This is a genomic window from Streptosporangium sp. NPDC051022 (assembly GCF_040683035.1).
Classification (GTDB): domain Bacteria; phylum Actinomycetota; class Actinomycetes; order Streptosporangiales; family Streptosporangiaceae; genus Streptosporangium.
In genome coordinates, this window is sequence record NZ_JBFBCF010000002.1 from 139,739 (window position 1) to 164,486 (window position 24,748).

Below are 24,748 nucleotides of genomic sequence, written 5' to 3' on the forward strand. Positions count from 1 at the left end.
GTGCTGTGACCGGGAACGTCCGCCGGGCTGAGCGCCGCTCATCGGCGCCGATCCAGTCCGCTTCACCGCCCGCCGTACCGGCGCCCGGAGTGCCACGGTCATGGTGAGGGTGGGCGGGCGTCGCTAGAGCCAGCCGGGGCGGACCAGGCCTGATTCGTAGGCGATGACGACGAGCTGGGCGCGGTCGCGGGCGTGCAGTTTCATCATGGTGCGGCTGACGTGGGTCTTGGCGGTCGCGGGGCTCATGAAGAGCTTCTGGGCGATCTCGTCGTTGGTCATGCCCGTGCCGACCAGCGTGAGGACCTCGCGCTCGCGGTCGGTGAGAGGGGCGAGGTCCCGGGAGTCGTGGGGCGGCTTGGCCCGGCTGGCGTACTCGGCGATCAGGCGGCGGGTCACGCTGGGGGACAGCAGCGCGTCGCCGGCGGCGACGACGCGGACGGCCTGGATGAGCTCGGCGGGTTCGGTGTCCTTGACCAGGAACCCGCTGGCGCCGTTGCGCAGGGCCTCGAAGACGTACTCGTCGAGCTCGAAGGTGGTCAGAATGATGATCTTCGGTCCCGGCGGCATCTCCCTGGTGGCGGTCAGGCCGTCCATGCCCGGCATCCGGATGTCCATCAGGACCACGTCCGGATCGTGCTCGGCGGTCAGCCGCAGGGCCTGGGCCCCGTCGCCCGCCTCGGCCACGACGGTCATCCCGGGCTGGGCGTCGAGCAGGGCGCGGAACCCGGCCCTGACCAGGGCTTGGTCGTCGGCGAGAACAATCTTGATCATGCGGGTTCCTCCGGGATCGGCAGCCGCGCCTCGACGCGGAAACCTCGTCCGTGATGGGCGGCGGTCAGCGTGCCCCCGAGGGCCGAGGCGCGTTCCCGCATGCCGGGAATGCCGTTGCCGCCCCCCAGATTCTCGGCGGGGGCGGTGCCGCCCGAGTCGGTGACCCGGATCAGCAGCTCATGGGGGCCGTACTCCAGCAGGATCGTGACCGCGGAGCCGGGCGCGTGCCGGGCGGCGTTGGTGAGCGCCTCCTGCACGATGCGGTACCCGGCCCGGTCCGTCCCCGGCGGCAGCGGCCTCACCCGTCCCGAGATCCGCCGGGTGACCGTCAGGCCGCCGTGCTCGGTGCGCTCGACGAGCTCGCCGAGTCTGTCCAGTCCGGCCGTCGGGGAGCGGGGGGCGCCGTCGCGGAGTACGGCCAGCACCGAGCGCATCTCCGTCAGCACGTCCTTGGAGGCCTGCTTGATCGTGGTGAGGGCGGTGCGCGCCTGCTCGGGGTGGTCGTCGATCAGGTGCAGCGCCGTCGAGGCCTGCACGTGGATGAGGGAGATGTTGTGCGCGAGCACGTCGTGCAGCTCCTGCGCCATGGTCAGCCGCTCCTCGCTGGCCTGCCGCCGGGACTCCTCCGCCTCGACCCGCTCGCGCTCGGCCAGCCGCTCGCGCCTGGCCCTGGTGTACTCGCCCGCCGCCAGCACCACGCCGATGAACGCCGCGACGGCCAGGTTGTGGTACCAGTGGGGGATCGGCAGGACGGCGAACCAGGTCGCGTAGGCGAAGAAGAACGCGTACAGCAGGCCCGAGGCCGACCATGCGGCCCGCCGGTGACCGGCGGCGACGGCACTGTAGATCGCGACGACCGGGCTGGCGAAGACCGGGCCGTAGGCGTATCCCATGACGATGAAGACGCAGGTCACGAGGATGGTCACGGTCAGGGTGACGACGGGGTGGCGGCGCCGTACGGCCAGGGCGAGCGGGCCGGCCAGCAGCAGCGCGTAGCCGGGCGGGCCGAGCGGGACGCGCATCAGCCCGGTGCTGTGCACCTGACCCCACTGCGTGCCCTGGGTGCCCACGATCTGGACGGCCGCCACGAGCAGTGGAAGCAGGGGGACGATCCAGCGGTGTTCGGCGCGCACGGTCTGCACTTTACGTTCACCTCCTGACCTGCGCGTCCGCCGGGAGAGGCAGCGGGAACTACGACACCGGGGGTAGCAGGGGGCTGACAAGCCCGGTCAACTGAGTCAAGCTGACTGCGGGAGGCCAACATGATCATTCGCCGCTTAGCCGTGCCCGCCGCCGCGATCCTGGCCGGTGGTTCGATCCTGCTCGTGCAGCCCGCCACGGCGTCGCCGCCGGGGGTGGACAAGAAACCCGTCGCCGAAGGGTACGGCGGCGCGGTCGCGACCGTCGACGTGGACGTCAGCCGGGCCGCGCTCGGGGTGTTGCGCCGGGGCGGCAACGCGATCGACGCCGCGGTCGCCGGTGCGGCCACGCTCGGCGTCACCGAGCCCTACTCGGGGGGACTCGCCGGAGGCGGGTTCATGGTCTACTACGACGCCGGGCACAGGAGGGTCCACACGATCGACGGCAGGGAGACGGCGCCGCGGGCGATGACCCCGGCATCCCTGGAGGGGATCCCGTTCGACGACGCGGTGACCAGCGGCCTGTCGGCCGGGGTGCCGGGCAGCGTGGCGCAGTGGGAGCTGGCCCTGAGCCGGTTCGGCACGATCTCGCTCAAGGAGGCGCTCCGGCCCGCGATCGAGGTCGCCACCGACGGATTCACGGTCGACCAGACCTTCCACAACCAGACCGCGGCCAACGTCGCCCGCTTCAAGGACTTCACCTCGACCGCCAGGCTGTACCTCCCCGGCGGTGCCCCGCCGGCGGTCGGCTCGACCTTCCGAAACCCCGAGCTGGCCGAGACCTACCGGCAGCTCGGCAGGCGCGGAGGCGACTGGCTGTACGGCGGCCGCCTCGGCGCGGAGGTCGTGGCCACGGTGAAGAACCCGCCGGTCACCCCGGGCTCCACCCGCACCGTACGGCCCGGCCTGATGGAGCTGTCCGACCTGGCCGCCTACCGGGCGGTCGAGCGCCCGCCGACGAAGGTGACCTACAAGGGCATGGACGTCTACGGCATGGCGCCCCCGTCGTCGGGCGGCTCCACGGTCGGCGAGGCGCTCAACGTCCTTGAGGTGCTGCCCAAGGTCGGCCTGCACGAGTATCTGGAGGCCTCCAAGCTCGCCTTCGCCGACCGGAACAAGTATGTCGGCGACATTCCGGGCGTGCCGCTGAAGGAACTGCTGTCCGACGGGTTCGCCAAGGAGCGCGCCTGCCTGGTCGGCGAGCGGGCGTTGGCCGCTCCGGTCGCGCCGGGGGACCCCGACGGCTCCTACGGGTGCCAGGCCCCGCCGCCGCCTGCCCAGGCCGAGCGGACACCCCCCGAGGGGCCGGAGACCAGCAACCTGGTGGTGGCCGACCGCTGGGGGAACGTGGTCGCCTACACCCTCACCATCGAGTCCACCGGCGGCAACGGCATCGTCGTGCCCGGCCGCGGCTTCCTGCTCAACAACAATCTGACCGACTTCACCTTCGGGCCCGCCCCCGGCGACCCCAACCTGCCGGGTCCCGGCAAGCGGCCCCGCTCCTCGATGTCCCCGACGGTCGTCCTGGACGACGGCAGGCCGCTGCTCGCGGTCGGCTCGCCGGGCGGTTCCACGATCATCACCACCGTGCTGCAGATCCTGTTCAACCGCTGGGACCTCGGCATGTCGCTGCCCGAGGCGCTGGCGGCTCCGCGGGCGACGCAGCGCAACACCGCCCAGGTCCAGGCCGAGCAGGCCTTCATCGACCGTTACGGGCCCGAGCTCACGGCCAGGGGGCACAGCTTCGCGCTGAACCCGGAGATCGGCGCGGCGACCGGCGTCGAGTTCCTCGGCGGCGGCAGGCTCCAGGCCGTCGCCGAGCCGGTCAGGAGGGGCGGCGGCAGCGCGCTGGTGGTGGGCGGGCACCGCTGACCCCTCCCGCGACGACGCCGCGCGGCGCGACGACGACGCCGCGCGGCGAGCGCCCCGAGCACGAGGCCGCCCGAGGGGCCTCGGACACGAGGCCTCCTGAGGGGCCGCGCCGGGTGCTCAGCCGATGAGCTCGTAGGCCTCCGGCCTCACCTTCCGGGTGCGTGCCCAGTACTCGAAGGTGGGGCCGGGCCACACCGCCCGGTTCACGCCGTGCTCGTCGAGGTACCAGCTCCGGCAGCCGCCCTCGCTCCAGACCAGGTCGCGCAGGCGGCTCTGGAGGCGGTCGTTGAACGCCCGCTGCACCTCCGGCCTGACGTCCAGGGCCCTGGCGCCGGTCCTCGACAGCAGGCGCAGGCACTCGAGCACATAGCGGACCTGAGACTCGATCATGAAGACGACCGAGTGGTGACCGAGGCCGGTGTTGGGGCCCAGTAGGAAGAACAGGTTCGGGAACCCGGCCGTGGTGATCCCGTAGTAGGTCTCCACGCCGTCCTGCCACGCCTCCTGGATCTTCCGGCCGTTCCTGCCGACGATCCGCCGGTCGGCCATCGCCTCGACGACCTTGAAACCGGTGCCGTAGACGATCGCGTCGACCTCGATCTCCCCGCCGGTCGCGTCGACGATCGAGTTCTCCCGGATCTCGGCCACGCCGTCCGTGATCACCTCGACGTTGTCCCTGGTCAGCGCCGGATAGTAGTCGTTGGACAGCAGGATGCGCTTACAGCCGATCGTGTAGTCCGGGGTCAGCTTCGCGCGCAGCGCCGGGTCGGGCACCTGCGCGGCCAGGTGGCGCAGCGCCAGCGCCTCGTGCGCCCTCATCAGGCGCGGGTCGACGGTGAAGCCCAGCGCGCGGGCCTCCAGCGCCCAGTAGATCGAGGCGCGCAGCGTCCGGGCGGCGCCGGGCAGGCCGAGGACCGCGCGCATCCGCGACGAGATGGGGAAGTCGGGCCTGGGCTGGATCCACGGGGGCGTGCGCTGGAAGAGATGGAGCCGGGAGGCCCGCTCGGCGATCCGCGGTACGAACTGGACGGCCGAGGCGCCGGTGCCGATCACCGCGACCCGCCTGCCGGTCAGGTCCGCCGAATGGTCCCACTCGGCGGAGTGGAAGGCGGGCCCCCTGAACCTCTCCCGTCCCGGGATCCGGGGGAACGACGGGACGTGCAGCGCGCCGGTGCCCGAGATCACCGCGTTGGTGGTGAACACCGCGCCGTCGCCGGTGCTCACCCGCCAGTTCCGGGCGCCGTCGTCGTACTCCAGCCCGACGACCTCCTTGCCGAAGCGCAGGTGCGGCGCCAGGCCGTACCTGGTGACGCAGGCCCGCATGTAGTCCCAGATCTCGGCCTGCGGGGAGAACATCCGCGACCAGTTCGGGTTGAGCGCGAAGGAGAAGGAGTACATGTGCGAGGGGACGTCGCAGGCGCAGCCCGGATAGGTGTTGTCCCGCCAGGTGCCGCCGAGGTCGTCCGCCTTCTCCAGGATCACGAAGTCGTGGTAGCCGGCTTCCTTCAGCTTGATCGCCATGCCCAGCCCGGCGAAACCGGAGCCGATGATCGTTATCCCGGGGCGAGTGCTCATGCGGTCTCCTGGCCGACGTTCCGGCGTGCCGAACCCGCGCCGTTGAACGCCTCGTCCGACACGTCCACGGTATCCCGCCGTCCTGCCGCCGGTGCCGGGAGAGGCCGGAGAACACGAAAAGCGCCGAGGGCGGTCGCCGTCGGCGCTGCCGGTCGTCCTCTCCTAGAGGACCAGATAGGCGACGACGGCGATCACGACCACCACCGCGAGCGCCACCACGATCGGGACGGTCATCGACCGCCTGCCGGGCGCGGCCTCCGGCTCCTTGCCCTGGGCGAACGCGCGGAACTGCTGGGTGTTACCGGCCGGGTCAATCTGAGGATCAGACATGGGTCGACTTTAGCGACATTCTTTGCCACCGCACTACCGATTCATGCCCGTTTCGTAGGGGACCGTGGCGGGTGGGACCTTGGATGCCGGTGAGGTGCGGTGCTGACGGCGGGACCGCCTGAGCAGGCGGATAGCGTGGGGGCATGCTCCGGATCCTGTTCTCTCCCCGCGTGCTGGTGCTTCACCTGCTCGCGATCGGAGCGCTCCTCGCGTGCGCGCTGCTCGGTCGCTGGCAGCTCGGGGTGTTCGAGGACTCCGGCAGGCCGCACGCGGCACGGGATCCCGAACCGGTGGCGGTCGCCACGCTCACCCAGCCCGGCAAGCACCTGACGTCCGAGGCGGCGAGCCGCCGGGTCACCGCGGAGGGGACCTTCGACGCCTCCCGGCAGTTGCTGGTCGCCGAGCGAGGCGAGGGACTGTGGCTGCTCACCCCGCTCGACCTCGGCGACGGCACCTTCATCCCCGTGGTGCGCGGCTGGGTGCCCGCGGCCGGTGATCCGGCGACGGCCGTACCCGAGGGGAAGGTGACCGTGACCGGACGGCTGCAGCCGTCGGAGGGCGTCGAGAGCGTGCGGCGCACGGCCACGCGGCTTCCGCAGGGGCAGGTGCTGACGGTCTCGTCGGCCGAGCTGGTCAACCTGTGGCGGGGTGTGAAGCTGCGCGACGGGTTCGTGGTGGCCGCCGCCCAGACCCCGCCCCCCGCCGTCGCGGCCAAGCCGGTCGCCGTGCCCGCCCCGACCGAGCCGGGCGGGCTCACCTGGCGCAACCTCGCCTACGCCGCCCAGTGGTGGATCTTCGGCCTCTTCGCGGTCTTCATGTGGTGGCACTTCGTGCGGGACATCGTGCGCAGCCGTACGGCGGAGCAGAAGCCGAAGCCCGAGCCCGCCGCGGCCTGAGTCCCCCCGAACCCGACATATCTTTTCAGTGTCCCGAACTCCCAGACCGAGGTAGATGACCGTGGAATCCGCCCTCAAGCCCTTCCGCATCCTGGCGTACGTCGTCGGCGTGATGCTGCTCGTCCTGGTCTCGTGCATCGTGCTCAGGTACGGCTTCGGCATCGAGGGCCCGTCGAAGGTCGTCTCCCCGATCCACGGGTTCCTCTACATGATCTACCTCGTGGCCACGATGAACCTGGGCATGAAGGCCCGCTGGTCGTGGCCGTACATCGCGGGGGTGATGCTCGCGGGCACCATCCCGCTGCTGTCGTTCGTGTTCGAGCGCAAGGTCACCCGGCGCGTGGAGACCGAGCTCGCGACCGCCTGACCCCGTGGGGCCCGCCCCTCGTCGGGGCGGACCCCGAGTCTCCGGGCTCTCCGGGCTCCTCGGGACCGTCAGGACCTCTGGGAGCCGTCAGGATTCCTTCGGGACCGCCGGGCTCCCCGGTCCGGTGGGTCGGCGGTCCGGTGGGGTCAGCGGTCGATGCCGCGCCTGCGGATGCGCCGGAGCCTGGCGCGCTGCGACGGGTCGAGCATCAGATAGCCGACGACCGGGGCGGCGATGACCCCCAGCAGCACCAGGGTGAACAGCAGGTTGGGCAGGAACAGCCACGACAGGACCACCACCACGCCTGCGCCGAGCAGGTATTTCTGGACGGGCGACATCCTCAACATCCTCCGAACGCGGAGCGAGCGCCCCGCCTGTCTTCCATTCTGCGTCTCCTGCTCAACGCGTGGGATCGCCGCAGGGTTCCATCCGAGATATATCGTGTTTTCCCGGCCCGGCGCGACCCCCTGAACGGTCTCGCGGGAACGCGCCACCACAGGTGCACCAAAACCCCCGATACGGCGTCACATCTAACGGATCTGCGCTTCGTTCGCTATTCGGACAAGCGGCTTCGGGCAAGCAGTTTCGGACAGGCGGCTTCGAACACGCGGCTTCGGACAGGCGGCTTCGGGCAAGCGGCTTCGGGCAAGCGGCTTCGGGCGACCAGTGGAGGACGGGCGTGGGCGGCACGGGACGGCGGGAGGTGAGCGCCGAGCCCGGCGCGGCGGGACGGGCGCTCGCGATCCTGGGAGACCGGTGGGTGCTGCTGATCCTGCAGCGGGCCTTCGCGCTCCGGATCCGCACCTTCACCGGATGGCGCGACGCCCTGGGGATCTCCGAATCGGTTCTCGCGGCCCGGCTCAGGGAACTGGTCGGCCACGGCGTCTTCGAGCCGGCCGCCTACCGCGACGGCCGCACCCGCCACGAGTACCGGCTGACCGGCCGGGGCCTGGAGCTGTGGGCGCCGCTGCTGGCCGTCCGGTCCTGGGAGAGGGAGTGGACCGACGGGCGGACGCCGCCGTTCCTGCACGACGGGTGTGGCCGGGAGGCCCGGCCGTACGTCGGGTGCGGTGCCTGCGGCGGGCCCGCGAGCGCGCGTGACACCCGTACCGAGCCGGGGCCGGCCGCGTCCTTCCGCGGGATCGGGCCGTCGCGCGGGCACCGCCGTACGGTCCGCTCAGGTGCCGGATCCGATCCGGGCGGCTACCACCGGGACTCGATGGAGATCCTCGGCGACCGCTGGAGCATCGCGGTCCTGGCCGTCGCCTTCCTCGGCGCCCGCCGGTTCGCCGACTTCCAGACGGTCCTCGGCATCGCCCCCTCGGTCCTCGCCGACCGGCTGCGCCGCTTCACCGAGCTCGGCGTCTTCGCGCCCGATCCCGGCGGCTCCTACCGTCTCGCGGAGCGGGGCCTGGCCCTGTTCGGGGTCTTCGCCCTCCTGGTCGACTGGGCCCAGCGCGAACTGCCCGCCCCCGAGGACTCGGCGCTGGCCGTCACCCACGAACCCTGCGGTGCCGCCCTCGTCCCCGTCCTGCTCTGCGCCTTCTGCGACCGGCCGCTGCGGCGGCGCGAGGTCCGTCTCCTCACCGGCTCTCCCAGCGGTGGCGGCTGAGCCTCAGCGGTGGTGACTGAGCCCTCAGCGGTGGTGGCTGAGCCTCACCGGTGGTGGCTGAGCGCCTCGACCGCCCACCCGGCCGCGGTGCGGGCCCCCTGCCTGATGTCCTCCTCCGGCCCGCCCGCGTTGTTCTGGTACTGGACGCTGATGATCAGGTTGTTGACGCGGACGATCACGGTCACCCCGTGACCCGCGTTGACGACCTCGCCGGAGAAGGCCTCGTTCCCCAGCCCGTCGATCTTGCGGGGGGCCGTCTGCGTGCTTCCGTCCTTGGTGCCCGCCATCCGGCCGCTGCTGGTGAAGCGGTTGGCGAACGCCTTGGAGGCGTCGGCCGCCGTGGGATACAGCTTCTGCTTGACCGAGAGCATGCGCTGGAGGGAGCCGGGATCGCCGCCGTTGGCCGTGCCCCAGATGAGCTCGTCCCCGAGACCGCTCGGTTTCGCCTTCACGCCGAGCCGTGCCAGCTGCTCGGCGGTGAACAGTCTGTCCAGCCGGGGCTTCCTGGCGAAGGGCCCGGGGTCCACGTACGGCGCGACCCGGGCGGGCGGCGGTGAGGTGTCCCGCGTGCTCCAGAGCACCCCGCCGGTCACCGCGAGCGCGCAGGCGACGGCGGCCGCGATGACGAGGGGGATCCGGAGACGGGCGGCCCCGGACCGGGGGGAGACCCTCTCCAGCGCCAGGCGGACCGAGGTCACGTCGGGACGGTGGGCGGGATCGGCCGCCAGCAGCCCCTCGACGAGCGGCGCCAGCGGCCCCGAGCCGGTCACGCCACCGGTCGTGCCGCCAGTCGCCGTGACGGAGCCGGGGTCGGCCAGGGGCGAGCCGTCCGGCATCCGGGGCACGGTCTGCGATCCGGTGTCCGGCGCCCGGCCCTCGACGGCCGTGAACAGTGTGGTGCCGAGGTCGCGCAGCTCGTCGGCGGGAAGGGCGGGGAAGGGAGCCGGCACGGCGGTGAGCACGACCCGGCCCTCCGGGGTGAGCACCACCGTGTCGGGGGTGGCGGTGAGGTGGACGCCCCGCCGGTGGGCGGCGTTCAGGGCGTCCAGCACGCGCAGCCCGACCTCGGCCGCCCGGTCGGGGGCCAGCGGCCCCTCGGTCCTGACGGTCTGGATCAGCGACCGGCCGGTGACCGCCTCCGTGACCAGCCACATCCTGTCGGGGGCCGAGATCACGTCGTGCAGGGTCGTGACACCCGGATGCCGGAGGTCGGCCGCCGCACGGACCTGGCCGAGGAGGTGGTCGTGGTCGGGGCCGGGGGGCGGGAGCCGTACCTCGGAGATCGTGACCTCCCTGCCGAGCAGCTCGTCGCGGGAGCGCCAGGAGGTGCCGGTGTGGTCGCGGCGCTCCAGCAGCCGGTAACGCCCGGCGAGCAGGTTGGGGTCGGTCATGACGGCCTCACCGTCCGGAGGGCTCCGATCCCCGATGTCCCCTCTCCGCCTCGGGGAGACCCGGCCTGGCGCGTCTCAGTCACGGCTGTTCAGCTCCTCCGCGACGAGCCGGGCGACGCGCACGCTCCGCCCGCGCAGTTCGGGGGTCACCCGCTTGTCCTTCTCCGACAGGTTGACCTCGATCAGCAGGTTGCTGACCCGGAACCGGACCACCGTGTGGACCCGGTCGAGGGCGCCCACGTCGTAGGCGAACGCCTCGGCGCCGATCCGGTTCACGTCCCGCAGCGGGCCGACCCAGCCGAGGGGGCTCGTCCCCCTGTCGGCCTTGGTCTTGACACGCTCCGCGGCGAAGAACGCGTGGGCCGTCTCCGGCGCCGTCCTGCCCGGGGTCGGCGCCTTGTGGCCGAGCTCCACCCGCAGCGTCGGCCCGCCCGACGGGTCGCTCCAGCTGCAGTAGGCCTCGTCGTCCCCCTTGGCCTCCCCGGAGGTCGGCGCGGAGGTCGGTCCCACCGCGCGGACCGCGGCCGCGCCGAGCAGGGAGCACGGGTCGGGATCGGCTGCGAAGCGGCCCGCGCCCGGGTCTGGGGTCGTGGGGGAGGACGAGGGGGAGGGGTTCCCGGATCCGCCGCCGGTCAGCAGCACCGCCGCCGCCACCCCGGCCGCGGCCACCGCCGCCCCGGCCCCGGCGAGCAGGCCGGTACGGCGCCGCCCCGGCCGTGGGGCCCGCGCCTCGGTGACCGGTCCGGTCGCGGGGGACAGCGGACCCGGGGGCAGACCCTGGGCGACCCGCCGCAGCGCCGTACGGAGCACGGCCTCCCCGGGCCGCTGCCGGGGATCCTTCTCCAGTACGGCCAGCAGTACCGGAGCCAGGTCGCCCGCCCGCGAGGGGAGAGGGGTTCGCTCGGTCAGCACCGCGCCCAGGGTGGCGATGGGGACGCTCCGCTGGAACGGGCCCCGTCCCTCGACGGCGGCGTAGAGGGAGGCGCCCAGCGACCACAGGTCGGCGGCCGGTCCGTCTTCGCCTCGCAGCCGTTCGGGGGCGATGTAGCCGGGGGAGCCGACGAGCGCGTCCGGGGATGTCAGCTGGGCGTCGCCCTCCACCGTCGCGATGCCGAAGTCGGTCAGCAGCACCCCGCCGTCGTCGGCGAGCATGATGTTGGCCGGTTTCACGTCGCGGTGCATGATGCCCCGGCTGTGCGCCAGGGACAGCGCGTCGAGCACGGCCAGGCCGATCGCGGCCACCCGAGGCGGCGGGAGCGGTCCGTCCCTGCGGATCGCCTGCTCCAGGGAACCGCCCCGGACGAGGTCCATCACGATCCACGGACGGCCGTCCTGGGCGATGACGTCGTGTACGGCCACGATGGACGGGTGGCTCAGCCGGGCGGCCGCCCGCGCCTCGCGGAGGGTGCGCTCCCTGGCCTCGGCCCGCTCCGCCTCGGACAGGCCCGGCCTGAGCAGCACCTCCTTGATCGCCACCTCGCGGTGCAGCAGTTCGTCCACGGCGCGCCAGACCACACCCATGCCGCCCGCGCCGAGCCGGTCGAGCGCCCGGTAGCGGCCCGCGAGGACGGGCGGAGCGGCCTGGTCAGCCATTGCTCTTCAGGGACGCGGTGAGCCAGCGGGCGACCTGCGCGGCACCCTGCGCGATCTTCCCGTCGGCGTCGTCCTTGACGCCGCCCCGCCTGTACTCGATCTCCGCGATCAGGTTGCTGACCCGGACGACCACGGTGACCCTGTAGGAGCCGCCGTAGACGTCGAAGGTGCTGTACTTCCCGGTGGAGAAGGCCTCGTCGCCGATCCCCTTCAGGTCCTGGGGCGGAGCGGGCTTGGGGGTGGCGTACTTGCCGCTGTTGACGAAGTCGTTCCTCTTGCCGGAGATGTACTGCTTGGCCCGGGTGATCCCGGAGGCGTCCTGCTTCTGGGCGACCAGCCGTACGCTGAGGTCGAACTTCTCCGTGCTGGGCTTTCGCCAGTCGAGCTGGTTGAGCCAGTCGCAGGCGGCGAACTCCACCTCGGAGCTCCTGAACCCCGGCACGACCTGTTCCACCTGCTTGTCGTCGAGCAGGCTGCACGCCCGGGGCGCCGAGGCGAACCGTGCCCCGGACGTCGAGGAGCCCGCCCCCTGGGCGTCCTCGGCGTCGGCGGAACCGCCGATCATCGGGGCCACCAGGACGCCGATGGTGACCGCCATGGCCAGGAGCAGGCCGCCGGTCAGACCCACGACCGAGCGGGGCACGAACACCCCGGCCCGGCGGTCGGCGGACGGCACGGTCGGGCCGGTCTCCCCGGACGTCTCCTCCGATCCCGAAGGCGCGGAGGGGCCTCTGTTCCGGTTCCCGGAGACCGGGACGAGTTCCTGTGAGACGGGTACAGGGGCGGGAACCGGTGCGGGCTGCGCCTGGAACGGCTGCTCACGGGGATCGTGCGGGGGAGGCGTGACGGGGCCGGGGCCGGGGCCGAAGGGCGGGGCCGGAACGGCCGCTCCCTGAGGGGGAGCGGGCGGGGCGGCCACTCCGGGGTCGAAGCCCGGTGGGAAGGAAGCGCCCGCCTCGGGATGGGAGAACGGGGAGGCGGGGGCGGGCGGCCCGGGCTCGGAGGTGGGCGGCGCGGGGGTGGGGGAGGCGGCCCCGAAGGGCGGCGGGAGCGGGACGGAGGCATCCGGGAAGGCCGTCTCCGGGAAGGCCTGGACCACCGTGTCCCGCGGGTTCGGCGCGGCGGACGGGGAGGGCGGGGGCGGCGAGGACGGCGGGAAGGACGCGGAGGATACGGAGGACACGGCGGGTTCCGGGAAGGCTCGCCCGGCCGGGTCGGGGAAACGCGAGGCGGCCGCGCCGGGCGGGCCCGCCGCGGCGGACTCGGGGAAGGTACGGGTGCCCGTCTCCGGAGCGCGTACGGCCGTCTCGGGGAGGCGCGTGGTCTCAGGAAGGCGCGCGGCCTCAGGAAGGCGGGCGCTCTCAGGAAGGTGCGCGGTCTCGGGGAGGCGCGCGGCCGTCTCCGGGAATGCCGGAGGCGCGGACAGGACGGTGGCCCCGGGCCCGGAGGGCCGGGCGAGCCGGACGGTCGTCTCCGGTTGGGCGGACGACGCTCCGGAGCCGACCGCCTCGGGCACGAAGGGCCTCGGGAAGGCCGCCGGGGAGGTCAGCGGGGTGGCCGTCGGGGGGGACGAGGGCTGGACCTCCGGGAAGGCCGGGACGGGAGACGCCGCCGGAATCACCGGAATCTCGGGGGAGGGGGAGGCGAACTCCTCGGGGAAGGGCGAGGACGCCCAGGGGGACGGCGGCGGCACCGCGTCGGCGCGGACCGGGGGCAGCGGGGTGTGGGCGCCGTTGCGGGCCAGGTCGAGCAGGACGCTGCGCAGGGTGCCGGGGGCGGGCCGCCGGCCGGGGTCGCCCGACAGCATGCCGAACAGGATCGGGCCGATCGGGCCCGCGTTGTCGAGCGAACCGCCCGGCGACGGCGGGCGCCCCTCGACGGCGGTGTAGAGGGTGGCGCCCAGCGACCACAGGTCGGCCGCCGGGCCCGTCACCCCCTCCGGGGCGGTGAAGGCCGGGGAACGGAGAGTCGGCGCCGCGAGGGTGATCTGGTCGTGGGGGCCGAGCAGCACCGAGCCCGGCCGTACGTCACCGTGCAGCATCCCGCGGTTGTGCACCGCGACGAGCTGGTCCAGCACGGCCAGACCGACGGCGGCGACCCGCTGCGGCGTCAGCGGCCCGAACCGCCCGATCATCTGCTCCAGGGAGGTCTGCTCCAGCACCGCCGGGCTCACCGCCTGGGCGGGGCCTGGCTCGGCCACGGCGTGCCGGCCCGCGTGCCTGCCCTGCGACCGGGGGACGTCTGGATGGTTCATCCTCTCGCCTTCTGCTTGTTCAGCGCTTCCGCGACCCGGGTCGCGGCGGTGTGGGCGCCCGCCTGGATCGCGGGGGCGTTCTTGCTGCCGTCCACCACGGTGTAGGCGACGTCGAGGACCAGGTTGTCGATGCGCAACACCACGTGGCTCTGCTCCAGCCTGCCGGTCTTCCGGTTCTCGTACAGGTCGTAGCCGAACGACTCATCCCCGGCCGGTTTGACCGCCAGCGGCGCCGTGGACCTGGCCGACCGCACTCCGGCCTGGATCTCGGGCCAGCTCCAGGCCGTCTGCCCGTTGGGCAGCACGCCGTTGCGCTGGTTGACGAACAGCTCGTGGGCCTGGCGCGGGCTCTTGCCCCACTGCTTGTCGGTGCCCGCCGGGGCCACCTCCAGGCCGATTCCGGAGCTCGTCCACTCGCAGCCGCCGTTGTTGGTCGGCTGGCCGGCCGCCTTCATCGCGGGCAGGAGCTGTTTGACGTCGGTCGTGGGGAGCAGCTTGCAGGTGTCCACCGGGACGGCGAAGGCGCCGGGCTTCTCGCTGAGCCTGACCGGGGCGTTCTGGACCGGAGTGTCGGAGACGAGGCGGACCACGCCCGCGGTGACCGCGATGACGGCCAGGACCGCTCCCACCTCGGCCGCCGCCCACACGGCGGCGCTTCTTCCGCGCGGAGGGGACGCCGGAGTCCGGGGTCGCGCGCCTGACCGGCCCCGCCTCCGGGACCGCCCCGGCCTGCGGGTCTTCTCCCGCTCCGGGAACGAATCCCGGGCCTCGGCCTCGGCCGCGTCCGCCGCCAGCCGGGCGAAGGGAGCCTCGGGCGCGGGAACGACGGCGTCCGCTCTGACCGCTCCGGCCGTTCCGGCTGCTCTGTCCGCTCCGAGGGGAGAGCGCGAGGGCAGGACGGTGGCCGGGCGGCCGAGGGCGATCTCCTGAAGGGCCGGGGCGATGTCGTCGAAGGACGGCCGGTCCTCCATCCTGGGGGCGAGCATGAGCATCAGCAGCGGCCCCAGCAGCCCGGCCCGCTCCGGCGGCCTGACCGGTTCGGTGAGGACCCTGCCGATCGCCGCGATGGAGTTCTCCGCCGGGTGCGGCGGCAGGCCCTCGACGGCGAAGTAGAGCGTGGCGCCGAGGGACCACAGGTCGGAGGCGGGGCCTCCGCGCTCGCCGCGCAGGCGTTCCGGGGCGATGTAGTTGGGGGAGCCGACCAGATGGCCGGTGCGTCCCTCCGTGGCCTCGCCCTCGACGGTGGCGAACCCGAAGTCGGTGAGGACGGCCCGGCCTGTCCGGGTGAGGAAGACGTTGTCCGGTTTGACGTCCTGGTGCACGACCCCGGTGGTGTGCGCTGCGGCGAGCGCGCTGAGGACTCCCACTCCGACCCGGGCCGCCTGGTGTGGCGGCAGCGGTTGCCGCTGGCGTACGGTCTGCTCCAGGGAGGCGCCCGACAGCAGCTCCATGACGAGCCAGGGCCGCTCCTCCTCGACGACCACGTCGTGGATGGTCACGATCGAGGGGTGCTTGAGCCGGGCGGCCAGGTTGGCCTCGCGGAGCGCGGCGGCACAGGCCTCCCGCCGCCTGACGGGGTCGAGGTCCGGCGGGAGCCGTATTTCCTTGACCGCCACGTCACGGCGGAGCATCTCGTCTGCGGCGAGCCAGACCGCTCCCCTCTCGCCCTCGGCGAGGGGATTGAGCAGCCGATAGCGGCCCGCTAGCACTCGAGTGTCGATCCCGCTCACCCCGTTCGCCGTCCCATCGCGGACAGAAACATAGTCACTTAGCGGCATATGGACCAATGAATGAGAACTTGGTGAAGCGAAAGGACCTGGCCGACAGGTTGTCCACAGGCCGGGGAACATGTCTTTCGCCTGTCCACAGAAAGCGGTTCGGTGGCGTGGGCGCGCTCCGGAACCGGCGATCCTGCCGCACATGACAGCTGTGAGTTCCCCCGAGCGGGATGAGCCGATCCGTTCCCGGCGGAAAGACGTGACCCGGCGGGTTTTCTGGCATGCCCTCTCCCGGCACGTGATCCGAAACCGCCCCGTCCCCGGCCGGTGGGTCGCGCTCCGCCTCCGCCGGGGTGTCCGCGAGATCCTCACCGGTCCGGCGAGGGCCGCCGAGTTGTGGAGGGCCGCCTGGCGGGCGGAGCCCCCGGACACGAGGGCCGTTCGGACGCCGACGGTCTCCTCCCTCCTGGAGAGGCGTTACCGCCGGAAGGTCGAGCGGGCCCACGCCCTGCCCCATGGCGTACGGCGAGCCCGGCGCGCGGAGCCCGGCACCGGCCAACGCGACGACGTCGTCTACGAGGCGTGCCGTACGGTCGTCCGCCTCGACGGCCTCGACGGCCTCGACGGCCTCGACGGCCTCGACGGCCTCGACGGCCTCGACGGCCTCGACGGTCCCGGCGGCGGGCCTGGCCGGGGCCGGTGCCACGACGCCTTCCCGGACGCCCGCGAAGCCGGCCACCATCGCAAGGGCGCCTTCCCGGATGCCCGCGAAGCCGGCCACCGCCGCAAGGGCGCCTTCCCGGACGTGTGCGGGAGCGGTCACCGCCACGAGAGTGCGTTCCAGGAGGTGAGCGGAGACGATCACCTCCATGGGAACGCCTTCCCCGGTGCGTGCGGCGACACCGCGGGAAGAGACGGGATCGTGCTCCGTTACGGCTACGCCGACGTCGCCCGCGATCCGTGCGGGATCGCGGCCCTGGTCGCCGGGGCTCTGATCGCCCGGGGCTGGAGCGGGCGGCCGGTCGTGTGCGGCCCGGGTTGCGCGGTCCGTCGTTCGAAAGAGGCGCGGTCTCGCTCCCGGGCGGGCACACCGGACGCTCCGGCCCCTTGAGGAACGAGGTCCCTGGGGCCGGGAACGAAGGGGCAGGGCTGAGAGAAGAAGAGCGGGAATGGCCGATGACGGAGGCCCGATGAGATCGGCAGAAGCCATGGGGCCGGCGCGGGCCACGAGATCGATGCGAACCGTGGAGGTCAGCGTGGACCACGAGATCGTCGTGAACCTTAGGAGTCGGCGCCGACTGTGGAAGTCGGCGCGGACTGTGGGGGCAGCGTGGACCACGAGATCGTCGCGGACTGGACGAACTGAACCGGACGGCACGCCGCTTCCAGGCAGCGTGGACCATGGGACCGTCGCGGACCTCGGAAACCTCGTCGCGGACCTCGGAAACCGGGGCGAGCCGTGGGAGGGGCAGCGTGAGCCGTGGGGGGTCAGTGGGAGCCGGACCACTGCTCGTGGGCGGTCCACAGGCGGCGCCAGAGCTTGGCACGCTCGGCCGAGGTCACGTTGTCCAGTGTGAGGGCGAAGATGTCGGCCAGCGTCTCGAAGTAGTCGCGCTCGGTCTCCAGAATCAGGGTGTGTTCGCGGTCGCCGACGCGGGTCAGGACCAGTCCCCGAACGATGTCGACGCCCTTCGCGTCGCGCCGCTGCACCGTGGCCACGCGTGTGAAACCGGACTCGGGCGAGGTGGAAAGAAACTCATGCATGGCGGCGAACGCCGTCATCTGGGCAGGTTCGGGGCGAAAGTCGAATCCGAAGAAGGAGCCGCGAGGGTCGTGGTCGAACCGCCATCCGCCGGGTTCGACCTGGGAGGGACGCAGGCCATAGGTGAAGGGGCCCTGTCGATAGACGCCCTCGACGAGGGGGAGCGGGTCGTGGAACCCGTCGCCCAGCCCCTGGTCGACCATCCACACACCGCCGGGGTTGTCCTGGCTGGGCAACCCGGACACCGTGAGCACGAGATGCCCTCCGTCGGCGCCCGCGGGGGAGTCTGCGGTCCGCTGCGCCCCGCCGACGTGCCGGACCACCCGATAGCCGAGCGCCTCCAGCAGGAGGCCGAACGCGCCGTTCAGGTGATAGCAGTAGCCACCCCGGCCCCGCAGGATCCGCGCGACCGACTCCGCCGGGTCCACCGTCGTCGGCCGCCCCAGCCAGATCTCCAGGCATTCGTACGGCACGTGCTCCAGATGCGCCCGATGCAGCAGGTGAAGCGACTCCACGCTGGGAGGCCCTTCGACCCTGACCCCGATCCTGCTGAGGTAGGCGCGGATATCGATCACCCCGTCACGATATGCCAGAGAAATTCTCTCGGGGAGGCGCGGAGCATCGGGCGTCGCTTTCCGGGCCGATGCCGATTGTCCGGCCGGATGTGGATCGGTCGGCCGGATGTGGATTGGTTGGCGGGGTGTGGATCGGTTGGCCAGGTGTGGATTGGTTGGCGGGGTGTGGATCGGTTGGCCGGGCGCCGATGTTCGGCAGGATGTCGGCCGTTCGGTCGTTCGGCCGTCTGCCGACGGTTCGGCCGCGGACCGGTGCGCGGATCGACGAGTGGACCGAGGGCCGCCGCTCCTTGGGCCTGGACGTCCTCGTCAGGTGCCGGATGCGCGTCATCGCAGGTGGTGCGTCGCGACGCTTCCCGATGGTGGCGCGGACCCCTCGACTGTTCGGCGGCTTCTTCGGGGGCTTCTCGGTTATTCGGTTGAGGGGCGGTCATGCCCGGAACTAGGCTGGCCGTCCCTTTGAGCATGAGGAGGTGAGGAGCAGATGTTCGCCAACCTGGTCACGCGCTCCCGCCTCGGGCGACAGGCCGCCTGAGGCCCGGGAAGCGCACGCGCTTTCTGGAGTTTTCCTTGTCCGATCTGCTTTTCCGCCCGCTCGAAGCGGACGAGTTCGAGCTGTTCCACCGTTATGGCCCGTTGCCCGCCTCGGGCGTCGGGGCGCGGCATCTTCCCTTCGACGAGCTCGACTACCGGCCCGGATGGGTCTGGGTCGCGTTGCGCGGTGACGATGTCGTCGCGCGTGCGGGGTTCTGGGGGCCGCGTGGCTCCGAGCGTCCGATGAGCCTCGACTGGTTCGACCCGGGGCTCGGCCCCGACCGGATCGAGGTGGGGGCGGCCCTGCTGCGGGCCGCCTACGCCGCGCTGTCCGCCCCGGGACACGCCACACGGGCCGGTGAGAGGCCCGACTACCACCTTTTCCTCCCGGCCGACTGGCGCGAACGGCCCGACGCGTTCGCCGACGCCACCGATCGGATCCGCGCGGCGGAGGAGGCCGGGTTGCACCGGTCCGTCGAGCGGCTCAACCTCCGCTGGACCCCCGAGTACGGCCTGCCGCCCAGGCAGGGCCGGCTCACCTTCACCCGGGCCGTCGACGACGAGTCGGTGATCGACCTGCTGGCCCGGATCACCGAGGGCAGCCTGGACGCCTGGGACAGACGTCTTCTCGCCGAGAAGGGGGCGAGGGAGACCGCCAGGGAGACCCTGTCCGTCATCGCCGGAATGGCCGGTGGGCGGGACCGCTGGCGGCTCGCCCGCGACGCCTCGGGCGAGCCGGTCGGCATCGTGATGCCAACCCGCAACGACGAGTTCGCGACGATCGGTTACGTCGGGGTCGTCCCCGCTCACCGGGGCCACGGCTATGCCGACGATCTGGTCACCGAGGCGCTGCACATCTTCACCGCCGAGGGCGAACTCGAGGTCAGGGACAACACCGACGTGGGCAACACGCCCATGGAGGCCTCGTTCGCCCGAATCGGCTACCGGGTGACGGGACGCAGAATGATCCTCATCTGAGGTCTGTTCTCGGATCCTCACCACGGCGGGGATCGGCCGGACGGCCGCACCGCGAGGTGCCATCCGGCCGACCGTGGCAGGCGGAAAGGTGCGGTGTCCGGGGCCCCGCCGGACGGGAGACCGTTCGGCGGGGGCCTTCGTGGCCGTTCCGGATGGGAGGGCTTCCGCCGACCTTTGGTTCTCCGGGAGACGTCGGCCCGGCGAGCTGGGGGAAGGTGCGCAAAATATTCACAATTCACCACAGGGCATCTGCACACGCCGCCCCTACGCTGCCGAACATGACATCCCCTCAGCAACGACGTGTCCTCGTGGTGGAGGACGACGAGACGATCGCGCGGGCCGTACGGCACCGCCTCGCGGCCGAGGGCTTCGACGTCCAGGTCGTCGGAGACGGTGAGGGGGCGCTCGCGGCCTACGCGAGGACCGGAGCCGACGTCGTGGTACTCGACCGGTTGCTGCCCGGACTCGACGGGCTGGAGGTCTGCCGGAGGATGCAGGCGGCCCGGCCGGTTCCGGTGCTCATGCTCACCGCCCTGGGCGAGGAGACCGACCTGCTCGTCGGGCTCGGGGTCGGCGCCGACGACTACATGGCCAAGCCGTTCAGCATGCGTGAGCTGGTCGCCCGGGTGCACGCGCTGCTGCGGCGGGTCGAACGGGCCTCCCAGCTCGCCGGGGCCGACACGATCATCCGCGTCGGCGACATCGAGATCGACACCGCCGAGCGGCGCGTCTACGTGCAGGGCGCCGAGGCGCAGCTCACCCGGACCGAGTTCGACCTGCTGTGCCGTCTCGCGGAGCGGCCGGGCCAGGTGTTCGAGCGGGAGCGGCTGCTCGCCGACATCTGGGGCTTCTCCGAGGCCGCCGCCACCCGCACGGTCGACAGCCACGTGCGCGCGCTGCGGCGCAAGCTCGGCCCCGGCGTCGTCAGGACCGTCCACGGAGTGGGCTACGCCCTCGTCCGACGCTGAACCAAATCCTTCTCTCATCACTCGAACACTGGGATGAGTCAACTATTGAGACCCCTCGATTTCCTGGGCCGGATCAAGGTCAAGCTCGGCATGATCATCCTGCTGGCCGTGGCGGTGGCGTTCGTCGTCAACGAGGTCGGCATCAACGCCGGTTACTCGCGCAACGTCCGCGTCGCGGTCGCCGTGGTGTTCGCCCTGGCCATGATGCAGCTGCTCGCACGGGGGATGACCAAGCCGCTGCGCGAGATGGCCGCCGCCGCGCAGACCATCGCCAAGGGGCGCTACGGCCTGCGCGTCACCGCGACCTCGCGTGACGAGGTCGGCGAGCTGGCCCGCGCGTTCAACGCCATGGCGACCGACCTGGGAGAGGTGGACCGGCAGCGGCGGGAACTGGTGGCCAACGTCAGCCACGAGCTCCGCACGCCGATCACCGCGCTCAGAGCCGTGCTGGAGAACGTGGTCGACGGCGTCTCGACACCCGACCCCGTCACGCTGGGGACGGCGCTCGCCCAGACCGAGCGGCTCGGCAGGCTGGTCGCCCAGCTGCTGGACCTGTCCCGTCTCGACTCCGGGGCCCGGCCGATCGAGCTTGAGGACGTCGAGCTCGGGCCGCTGTGCGACCAGGCGTTGCGCGAGGCCGTACTGGCCAGGGACGGGGTCACCGCCCGCTGCGAGGTGCCCGAGGGGCTGAGCACCCGTGCCGACCCCGACCTGCTGGCACAGGTGCTGGCGAACCTGCTGGACAACGCGGTACGGCACAGCCCGGAAGGCGGTGTCGTCGTGCTGGCGGCGGCTCCCGAAGGGGCCGGGGTACGGCTGCGCGTGACCGACCGGGGGCCGGGGATCCCGATGGAGGACCGGACCCGGGCTTTCGAACGCTTCTCCCGCCTGGACGCGGGACGGGCGGCCGACGAGGGCGGCGCCGGGCTCGGCCTGGCCATCGTCAAGGAGATCGTCGAACTCCACGGCGGCTCCATCCGTGTGCAGGACGGCCCCGGGTGTCGGATCGCGGTGGATCTCCCAGAAAGGATCATGATGGACGTTCCGTCCGTGCCCGGTCTCGCCGAGGACTCTTCTGCCCCGAAGGTCTCCCGTGGCCCCGAGGTCGCCGGAGGTGCTGAGACCGACAAGATCACCGAGTTCGCCATGGGAGCCGAGACCCGCAGGACCGATAAGGCCGACAAGGCTCTCAGGGGTGGCGAGGCGGGCAAAACCGATGAGGCCGCCGAAGACGCCGAACTCGTCAGGGTGGTTGAAGGCGCGGAGGTTGTCGAGCCCGCCAGGAGGAGCGAAGGCACGGGGGCCGCCAGGCTTGCCGGGGTGGCCAAGGACGTCGAGGACGCCGGAGCCGCCGAGCTCGCCGGAGCGGTTGGGGATACCAAGGGCACCGGGGCCGCAGAGCTCGCCAGGGGGATCGAAGGCGCGGGGGACGTCAAGCTCGCCGGGGCGGTCAAGGGCACTGGGACTGTCGGAGCGGTCGAGGGCACAGGGACCGTCGGAGTCGCCGGGCCTGTCAGGGGGGTCGAGGGCACCGGGACCGTCGAGCTCGCCAGGGCGGGCGAAGGCGCGGGAGTCGCCGAATCCGCCGGGGCGGTCGAGGGCGCCGGGGACGTTGGAGTCGCCGGGGCCTCGCAGGCTCTCGCTCCTGCCGGGCGCTCGCCGAGTCTTGCTCACGCGGGTTCCCCGCAGGCCCCCGCTCACGCCGGTTCCTCGTCGGCTCTGGCTCACGCCGAGTCCTCGCGGGTTCCCGCCGACGCCGGGACAGTGTCGGTGTCCGCCCACACGGGCTCTTCCACGCCCGCTCCCGTATCCACGTCCGTTTCCGCGCTCGCGTCCGAGTCCGTTTCCACGCCCGTGTCTGTTCACGTGCCTGGGGCGGCGCCCGTGTCCGTGCCGGTGCCCGCGTCCGCCCAATCCCCATCTCCGGCGCCCGCGTCTGCCCGATCCCCATTTCCGGGGACCGCTTCCGCAGGTGATCACGTCACCTCCGATGCGGCCAGGACCTCTTCCACCGCTGAAGCGGCCGGAACGCCCTCCGCCGCTGGACCGGCTGGGGCCTTCTCCGCCGCTGGACCGGGTGGGACCCCCGGTGCCCCCGAACCACCGGTCGAGACCTTCTCCCTGCCGGAGGCGGCGGAGACCGGGACTCGTCTGTCCTCCTCACCGGCCTCATCAACTTCGTCGGCCTCGTCGGCCTCGCTGGACTCAACGTCCCCATCAGGCTCATCGGCTTCACCGGGATCGCTGACCTCACCGGTCTCGTCGACGGGGGCCGCGCCTCGTCCGATCTCCGCGCACGCCCGCGTGCCTGTTGTCCCGACCCGGGCCGCTCCGGAGCGCAACTGGGCGCGGGCGTTCGCCGGGCTTCTCGGGGGTGGGCTCGTCGGTGTGTTCTGCGGTGTGGTCGTGGGATTGATCATCGGGAGCGTAACGCCCGTACTGGGGGTGCTGGCGGGGCTCATCGTGACACTGACCGGAGGGTTCGTCGGCACGGTTCTCGGCGCCACCGACTCCGGACTCCCGGCTGGCGTCCCGAACGGCGTCGCGGCGGGCCGGGAGCCGGCCAGACGTGTCGCGACGACGGCCGCCGGCCTGCCGCGTCCCGCCGTACCGAGGCAGGCGGGAGCAGGCGGGGAGACGCGAGAGGCCTCTGCCTCTGCCTCCGCCGGTGGCGGTGGCGGCAGGCCGCGCGGGGACGAGACGGTCAGGACGCGGGAGACGGCGGACGGGGCGCAAGGGATGACGGACGGGTCACGCGGGGAGGTGGCAGTCGGGCCGCGTGGGGCGACGGACGGGTCGCGCGGGGAGGTGGCGGCCGGGTCGCGCGGGGATGAGGCGGTCAGGTCTCGGGAGGGGGCGGGAGGTGCCCCTCCGGGGGACTACGTGGCGCCGCCGGTGTTCCCCCGGCCCGATCTGCCCGCCACTCCCCGGTGGGTGCTGCCCGTCTGCGCAGCCGTCGGGCTGCTGGCGGCGGTGGCACTGCCGTACGGCGGAGCGGGGCTGGGGTTCGTGCTCGTCGCCGTGGCCATGGGCGTGGCGGTGCTGCCGGCCGCGAGCGGGCGGATCACGCCGTGGTCGGCGGGGCTGGGGGTGATCGCGTACGGGATGATCGCGATGGTGGTGTTCAGGGACGCGGACTGGCTCGTCGGGCTGCTCCTGCTGGCCGGGTTCCTGCTGGCCGCACTCGCTCTGTCGGGGGCGGGACGGAGCTGGCTCGGGATCGCCAGGGGCGGCGCGTCGGTGGTGCTCGGGCTGCTGCCGGTGCCGTGGTTCCTCGCGGCGCCGGTGAAGGGGATGTCGCTGCGCAGGCGGATGATGCCCGCGCTGCTGGGCCTGGGACTGGCCCTGGTGCTGGTGGCGCTGTTCGGAGGGTTGTTCGCCTCGGCGGACGCGGTCTTCGCCAGGGCCGTCGAGCGGGTCTTCCTGGCGCAGGACTGGGCGGAGTCGATGCCGCTGCGGATCGTGCTGTTCGCGGGCTTCGCGCTCGTGGTCGCCTCGGCCGTGCTGGTCGGCCTGCGCCCCGTGGCCGAGCCGAGGGTTCCCGCCCTGCGGTTCACGGTCGGCCGCGGTCTGTGGGTGACCCCGCTGGTCGCGCTGAACCTGCTGTTCGGCGTGTTCGTGGGGATGCAGCTGACGGTGCTGTTCGGCAGCACCCGGTGGCTGGTCTCCGCCGCCGGGCTGACCTACGCCGAGTACGCCCGGTCCGGGTTCTTCCAGCTTGTCGTGGTCAGCGTGTTCGTGCTGGCGATCGTGGCGGTCGCCTCGGTCGTGGTCGACCTCGGGGGACGGGAGCGGTGGCTGATGGCCGGGCTGCTCGGCGTGCTCTGCGCGCTGACCATGGTGATCCTGGTCTCCGCGCTGCACCGTCTCGACCTCTACGTCGAGGCCTACGGCTTCTCCCGGCTGCGCGCCTCGGTCGAGGCGGCGATCTGGTGGCTGGGCGCGGTCTTCGTGCTGGTCCTGATCGCGGGCGCGGTACGGCTCGTCCGGGGCGGCGGCGCGGGATGGCTGCCCAGGGCCCTGGTCGCGATGACCGGGGTGGCGCTGCTGGCGTTCGCGGTGTGGAACCCGGACCTGCGGGTCGCCGAGACCCAGGTCGCCGTGCGGGGGGTGGAACGGCTCGACCGGGCCTACCTGGGAGGCCTGGGGGCGGAGGCCGTACCGGCGCTGGACCGGCTGCCGGAGCCGATGCGCAGCTGCGTGCTGCGGGACGTGGTCGACGTCAACCGCCTGTACGCCGCCGATCCGTGGAACGGCTGGAACCTGGCCCGTGAGGAGGCCAGACGGCTGCTCAGCCGGCACCCGGTGCTCACCGAGACCGACTGTCCCACCTACTCCTCCCGGTCCGGCGTCCCCGACGAGTACTGACGTCGCACGGCCACCGACGTCGCACGGCCGCCGGCGCGGTACGGC

Annotated in this window: 18 protein-coding genes; 8 read left to right on the top strand and 10 right to left on the bottom strand. The window is 72.6% G+C overall.

Translation table 11 applies throughout. The features are described 5' to 3' along the window. Positions 1-123: 123 nt before the first annotated feature. On the bottom strand, positions 124-771 hold the full coding sequence (locus tag AB0N02_RS04795; protein WP_363942802.1) for a response regulator transcription factor: 648 nt from the start codon (positions 769-771) through the stop codon (positions 124-126). Further along, the gene (locus tag AB0N02_RS04800; RefSeq protein WP_363942804.1) at positions 768-1,904 is read right to left on the bottom strand and encodes a sensor histidine kinase; all 1,137 of its coding nucleotides are present in this window, start codon (positions 1,902-1,904) and stop codon (positions 768-770) included. The genes AB0N02_RS04795 and AB0N02_RS04800 overlap by 4 nt, the downstream gene beginning before the upstream one ends. Positions 1,905-2,033: 129 nt before the next feature. Between AB0N02_RS04800 and AB0N02_RS04805 the strand changes: the two genes are divergently transcribed. Next, a complete protein-coding gene (locus tag AB0N02_RS04805; RefSeq protein WP_363942806.1) occupies positions 2,034-3,782 on the top strand; it encodes a gamma-glutamyltransferase family protein in 1,749 nt (582 codons plus the stop codon). A gap of 117 nt (positions 3,783-3,899) precedes the next feature. Here the strand turns inward: AB0N02_RS04805 and AB0N02_RS04810 are convergent, their stop codons facing one another. Further along, positions 3,900-5,357 carry an NAD(P)/FAD-dependent oxidoreductase gene (locus AB0N02_RS04810; RefSeq protein WP_363942808.1) on the bottom strand — a complete coding sequence of 486 codons (1,458 nt, stop codon included), beginning with the start codon at positions 5,355-5,357 and terminating at the stop codon, positions 3,900-3,902. Between the two features lie 162 nt (positions 5,358-5,519). Then, complete coding sequence (locus AB0N02_RS04815; RefSeq protein WP_363942810.1) at positions 5,520-5,687, bottom strand: hypothetical protein; 168 nt, start codon at positions 5,685-5,687, stop codon at positions 5,520-5,522. Positions 5,688-5,830: 143 nt separating this feature from the next. Between AB0N02_RS04815 and AB0N02_RS04820 the strand changes: the two genes are divergently transcribed. Together AB0N02_RS04820 and AB0N02_RS04825 are read left to right on the top strand one after the other, a co-directional pair. Continuing rightward, positions 5,831-6,583: an SURF1 family protein gene (locus AB0N02_RS04820; protein WP_363942812.1), complete on the top strand. Its 753-nt coding sequence runs from the start codon at positions 5,831-5,833 to the stop codon at positions 6,581-6,583. 55 nt (positions 6,584-6,638) lie between these two features. Then, positions 6,639-6,950 carry a DUF3817 domain-containing protein gene (locus AB0N02_RS04825; protein WP_363942813.1) on the top strand — a complete coding sequence of 104 codons (312 nt, stop codon included), beginning with the start codon at positions 6,639-6,641 and terminating at the stop codon, positions 6,948-6,950. A gap of 146 nt (positions 6,951-7,096) precedes the next feature. Here the strand turns inward: AB0N02_RS04825 and AB0N02_RS04830 are convergent, their stop codons facing one another. Then, a complete protein-coding gene (locus AB0N02_RS04830) occupies positions 7,097-7,288 on the bottom strand; it encodes a hypothetical protein (RefSeq protein WP_363942815.1) in 192 nt (63 codons plus the stop codon). A gap of 341 nt (positions 7,289-7,629) precedes the next feature. Here AB0N02_RS04830 and AB0N02_RS04835 point away from each other — a divergent pair, with 341 nt between their 5' ends. Next, complete coding sequence (locus AB0N02_RS04835; protein WP_363942816.1) at positions 7,630-8,562, top strand: helix-turn-helix domain-containing protein; 933 nt, start codon at positions 7,630-7,632, stop codon at positions 8,560-8,562. 44 nt (positions 8,563-8,606) lie between these two features. On the opposite strand, the gene AB0N02_RS04840 is transcribed toward AB0N02_RS04835, so the two are convergent. From AB0N02_RS04840 to AB0N02_RS04855, 4 genes are all read right to left on the bottom strand, one after another. Then, positions 8,607-9,953, bottom strand: coding sequence for a hypothetical protein (locus tag AB0N02_RS04840; protein WP_363942818.1), 1,347 nt, complete (start codon positions 9,951-9,953; stop codon positions 8,607-8,609). A gap of 75 nt (positions 9,954-10,028) precedes the next feature. Next, positions 10,029-11,546, bottom strand: coding sequence for a protein kinase (locus AB0N02_RS04845; protein ID WP_363942820.1), 1,518 nt, complete (start codon positions 11,544-11,546; stop codon positions 10,029-10,031). Then, a complete protein-coding gene (locus tag AB0N02_RS04850) occupies positions 11,539-13,800 on the bottom strand; it encodes a hypothetical protein (RefSeq protein ID WP_363942822.1) in 2,262 nt (753 codons plus the stop codon). Before AB0N02_RS04850 ends, AB0N02_RS04845 begins: the two co-directional genes overlap by 8 nt. Next, positions 13,797-15,530: a serine/threonine-protein kinase gene (locus AB0N02_RS04855; RefSeq protein WP_363942824.1), complete on the bottom strand. Its 1,734-nt coding sequence runs from the start codon at positions 15,528-15,530 to the stop codon at positions 13,797-13,799. Before AB0N02_RS04855 ends, AB0N02_RS04850 begins: the two co-directional genes overlap by 4 nt. A 286-nt stretch (positions 15,531-15,816) precedes the next feature. Here AB0N02_RS04855 and AB0N02_RS04860 point away from each other — a divergent pair, with 286 nt between their 5' ends. Next, positions 15,817-16,629 carry a hypothetical protein gene (locus tag AB0N02_RS04860; RefSeq protein ID WP_363942826.1) on the top strand — a complete coding sequence of 271 codons (813 nt, stop codon included), beginning with the start codon at positions 15,817-15,819 and terminating at the stop codon, positions 16,627-16,629. Positions 16,630-17,006: 377 nt separating this feature from the next. On the opposite strand, the gene AB0N02_RS04865 is transcribed toward AB0N02_RS04860, so the two are convergent. Further along, the gene (locus AB0N02_RS04865) at positions 17,007-17,855 is read right to left on the bottom strand and encodes an arylamine N-acetyltransferase (protein ID WP_363942828.1); all 849 of its coding nucleotides are present in this window, start codon (positions 17,853-17,855) and stop codon (positions 17,007-17,009) included. A 570-nt stretch (positions 17,856-18,425) separates the two neighbouring features. Between AB0N02_RS04865 and AB0N02_RS04870 the strand changes: the two genes are divergently transcribed. From AB0N02_RS04870 to AB0N02_RS04880, 3 genes are all read left to right on the top strand, one after another. After that, entirely contained in the window at positions 18,426-19,367 is a 942-nt protein-coding gene (locus AB0N02_RS04870) for a GNAT family N-acetyltransferase (protein ID WP_363942830.1), read from the top strand. A 278-nt stretch (positions 19,368-19,645) separates the two neighbouring features. Beyond that, on the top strand, positions 19,646-20,335 hold the full coding sequence (locus AB0N02_RS04875) for a response regulator transcription factor (protein WP_363942831.1): 690 nt from the start codon (positions 19,646-19,648) through the stop codon (positions 20,333-20,335). 45 nt (positions 20,336-20,380) lie between these two features. Beyond that, positions 20,381-24,703, top strand: a complete 4,323-nt coding sequence (locus AB0N02_RS04880; RefSeq protein WP_363942832.1) for a DUF4153 domain-containing protein — start codon at positions 20,381-20,383, stop codon at positions 24,701-24,703. The last annotated feature ends 45 nt before the right edge of the window (positions 24,704-24,748 follow it).